The following is a 3,328-nucleotide window of genomic DNA, read 5'->3' as shown; positions in this document are numbered from 1 at the left end:
ACAGAGGGTGGCGGTCGAAGCCGACATCACCGAAAATTTGCAGATCGCAACTGCTCTGTCACATACCCTTCAGGGGCCGCGCTGAAAGGCGAAGCCCCAACCCAATCGCTTGACGACCATAGAGCGTCGGAACCACCTGATCCCATCCCGAACTCAGCAGTGAAACGACGCATCGCCGATGGTAGTGTGGGGTCTCCCCATGTGAGAGTAGGTCATCGTCAAGCACCTATACCGAACCCCCAGCCTGCACTAGCAGGCTGGGGGTTTGTCTTTGGGCTCGGAAAAACAGGGGCCGTGCTCGCGCTTGACTTGATCGGGTTGATTGCGAGCAGCTTGAAAACTGTTTGAGGATGCGCTTCGTGTCGATCCGATGTTTCACGGCCAGTGTAAGATGTCGGTTTGCCCTGGGCCGTCGAGGCAACGGAGACCGCTCCTCTTGGTGTCTGTGTGGACTGCGGAGTTATGGATAAATCCTTGTTGTGCTTATTGAGCGATGGCCAGTTTCATTCAGGCCAGGAGCTGGGGACTTTGCTGGGTGTTGGTCGGTCCGCAGTCTGGAAGCAGCTCCGCCGGCTCGAGTCTGATACTGGCATCGAATTACATAGGGTTCCTGGGAAAGGCTATCGTCTCGCCTCACCCCTTTCATTGCTCGACGGCGAGCGAATGGCTCCAGCGCTGCAAGAGCTTGGTTGGGCATGGCAACTTCATGATCAGGTCGATTCCACCAATACCCAATGCTTGCGCTCGCTTTCCGGGTGCGACTCCATGCCGCTGCTCGTTCTCGCCGAAGGGCAGAGCGCGGGGCGCGGACGGCGCGGCCGCGCCTGGGTCAGCCCGAGCTATCACAACCTTTATCTGAGTCTGGGGCTGCGACTAGAGCAGGGCGCCCATAAACTTTCGGGGCTCAGCCTGGTTGCTGGACTGGCGGTGCTGCAGGGCATCAGAAAGTTCGGGCTGACGTCCGCTGGGCTGAAATGGCCGAACGATATCCTGGTACGAGGCCGGAAGCTGGCTGGAGTATTGCTGGAGCTGACGGGTGACCCTTCCGATGTCTGTCATGTGGTAATCGGGGTTGGGGTCAACGTGAACATGCTGACGGCTCCTGATGTAGATCAGGCATGGACATCTTTGCGTATTGAAACGGGTTCCGTTGTTGATCGTACGAAACTGGCCCTCGAGCTTGCAGCCAGTCTTGAGGCTTATCTGGCCAGACATACCGCACTCGGATTCGAGGCCCTGCGCGAGGAGTGGCAGGCGCACCATTTATGGCAGGGGAAGGTTTGCGATCTGCATAGTCCGACGCGTACTACGCGAGGTATCGTAGATGGTATAGCGGCTGATGGTGCGCTGCGGATGTTAGTCGAGGGGCGCGAGCAGTTTTTTAGTGCTGGGGAGTTGAGCTTGAGGTTGACCAATGATTCTTGAGCTCGACTGCGGCAACAGTTTCATCAAGTGGCGATGCGTTAACCACAGTGGCGACGCTGGGCCTATAGGTGTAGTCAAGGTGCTCGAGGATATCGAGCCTGCAGCTGCCGGAGACCTCGTGCGTGCCCGGCTGGTAAGCGTCAGAGGCGAGGCTGAGACTGCAGAATTGATCGCCGCCATCGAAGATCGCTGGAATATTCACGTGAGTCGTGCCCGGTCCGTAGCCAAGCTAGGGACGGTACGCAACGGGTACCGGCACTTCGAGATGCTTGGTGCTGACCGTTGGCTGGCAGTGGTGGCGGCCTATGAGGTCGCGAAACGCGCCTGCATGGTTGTTGACCTCGGCACGGCGGTGACAGTCGACCTGGTTGACCGGGAAGGTCAGCATCTTGGGGGGTATATCGCCCCAGGGCTGAGCCTTATGAGGGATCAGCTCAATCGTGAGACACGGCGTGTGCGTTACGCCCCGATGAAGCCCAATCTTCAGGCATTGATGACTCCGGGCGTAGAAACCGGAGATGCTGTCGAGCGCGGCTGCACGCTCATGATGCGTGCATACGTCAGCGCACAGATCACCTCCGCTCGTGAACTCCTCGGGAGCGAGTGCCAGCTACTGGCGACCGGCGGAGATGCGCCAGTAGTGGCCGATCTCGACGGTCTGGTCAGCATGCCGGACCTGGTTTTTCGGGGATTATCCATTGCCTGCCCTTGAGGGGGTCGCAGCATGCGGGCGGTTCTAACGCTGCTTGTCGCGCTCAACATCGGTTACTTTGTTTGGCAACGGCAGGCGAGCCCGGCCACCTCGATCGAGGTGGCCCCGGTTTCGGTGTATCGCCCTGATTCCCAAAGGTTGACGATGCTCATAGAAGCCTCCGGCAGTGATCGAGGTGCGTCCGTAGGCGGCGTGACGCTGCGGGGCGAGCGCTGCCGTCTGTTGGGTGAATTTGCGACCGCTTCGGCAGCTTCGTCCATGGTTCAGCGGCTGCTCGCGCGGAATATCCCGGCTGAGCTCTATCCGCTCGAAGTGGAGGGCGGCACCGACTACTGGTTGTACCTGATGCCCACCTCCTCCCGCCAGGCCGCTACACGACAGTTGCGCGAGCTTCAGTCTCGCAATATCGATGGGCATATCATTACAACCGGTGATCTCGCCAATGGTATATCCCTGGGTATCTTCTCTCGCGAGGAGATCGCAGAACGGGGCCGGGCGAGATTGCGAAATGCGGGATATGCTCCAGAGGTCCGCCAGCTACCCAGGGCAAGGCGGCAGATGTGGGTGCGAATAGAGCAACGCAGTGTCGCGCTGCTCGACGAAAACCTTTCCCGCTATCTCGGTGGACTGGCTTCTCTGCAAGATCGCGAAGTTGACTGCACAAGCATTGCAGTCAACGGGCAGTTCCCCTAGAATTGCGCCCGCTGCCGGATCTGGCTCGGGAGAGAAAGCTCAAAGGGCCAGGATGTTTTACCTAACCTCAAGTTTTTATTGGGAAAAGGTTGACAAGAGGCGGCGCGGCATGGAAAATGCCGGCACTTTCTGGAGGGGTTCCCGAGTGGCCAAAGGGATCAGACTGTAAATCTGACGTCAACGACTTCGAAGGTTCGAATCCTTCCCCCTCCACCAGTTTCAAAGCGTAAGCCACGGCTTCCGCGGGTATAGTTCAGTGGTAGAACCTCAGCCTTCCAAGCTGATGATGCGGGTTCGATTCCCGCTACCCGCTCCAGGTTGTCGCTTGGGCATTGTTTTCGCTCATGTAGCTCAGTTGGTAGAGCACACCCTTGGTAAGGGTGAGGTCAGCGGTTCAAATCCGCTCATGAGCTCCAGATAAAGGCAGATATGAAAATATCTGCCTTTCTTTTAATCGCTGCTTGACTGGCTCAATACGACTTGGAGGGATGGTCTCGA

At 58.1% G+C, this 3,328-nt stretch carries 3 protein-coding genes, 3 tRNA genes and 1 rRNA gene; all 7 read left to right on the top strand.

Annotation, left to right across the window (positions count from 1 at the left end):
- Positions 1-108 precede the first annotated feature (108 nt).
- The 7 genes from rrf to ACFOMF_RS04935 all read left to right on the top strand — a co-directional run bounded on the left by rrf (position 109) and on the right by ACFOMF_RS04935 (position 3,246).
- Positions 109-224, top strand: a 5S ribosomal RNA gene (gene rrf, locus ACFOMF_RS04965).
- A gap of 238 nt (positions 225-462) precedes the next feature.
- Positions 463-1,425: a bifunctional biotin--[acetyl-CoA-carboxylase] ligase/biotin operon repressor BirA gene (birA, locus tag ACFOMF_RS04960; RefSeq protein WP_386361805.1), complete on the top strand. Its 963-nt coding sequence runs from the start codon at positions 463-465 to the stop codon at positions 1,423-1,425.
- On the top strand, positions 1,415-2,137 hold the full coding sequence (locus tag ACFOMF_RS04955) for a type III pantothenate kinase (RefSeq protein WP_386361804.1): 723 nt from the start codon (positions 1,415-1,417) through the stop codon (positions 2,135-2,137). Before birA ends, ACFOMF_RS04955 begins: the two co-directional genes overlap by 11 nt.
- A gap of 12 nt (positions 2,138-2,149) precedes the next feature.
- Positions 2,150-2,830, top strand: coding sequence for an SPOR domain-containing protein (locus ACFOMF_RS04950; RefSeq protein WP_386361803.1), 681 nt, complete (start codon positions 2,150-2,152; stop codon positions 2,828-2,830).
- A gap of 131 nt (positions 2,831-2,961) precedes the next feature.
- Positions 2,962-3,046 (top strand) — tRNA-Tyr (locus ACFOMF_RS04945).
- A gap of 26 nt (positions 3,047-3,072) precedes the next feature.
- A tRNA-Gly gene (locus tag ACFOMF_RS04940) sits at positions 3,073-3,146 on the top strand.
- A 24-nt stretch (positions 3,147-3,170) separates the two neighbouring features.
- Positions 3,171-3,246, top strand: a tRNA-Thr gene (locus ACFOMF_RS04935).
- The last annotated feature ends 82 nt before the right edge of the window (positions 3,247-3,328 follow it).

This window comes from Stutzerimonas tarimensis, from assembly GCF_042648805.1.
In the GTDB taxonomy this organism is placed as follows: domain Bacteria; phylum Pseudomonadota; class Gammaproteobacteria; order Pseudomonadales; family Pseudomonadaceae; genus Azomonas; species Azomonas tarimensis.
The sequence above is the reverse complement of the archived record's forward strand: the minus strand, read 5'-3'. Positions and strand labels throughout refer to the sequence as shown.

What these genes read in the sequence shown, in the direction of transcription:
- birA (WP_386361805.1), top strand. Translation starts at nt 463, where the DNA reads ATGGATAAATCCTTGTTGTGCTTATTGAGCGATGGCCAGTTTCATTCA.
- ACFOMF_RS04955 (WP_386361804.1), top strand. Translation starts at nt 1,415, where the DNA reads ATGATTCTTGAGCTCGACTGCGGCAACAGTTTCATCAAGTGGCGATGC.
- ACFOMF_RS04950 (WP_386361803.1), top strand. Translation starts at nt 2,150, where the DNA reads ATGCGGGCGGTTCTAACGCTGCTTGTCGCGCTCAACATCGGTTACTTT.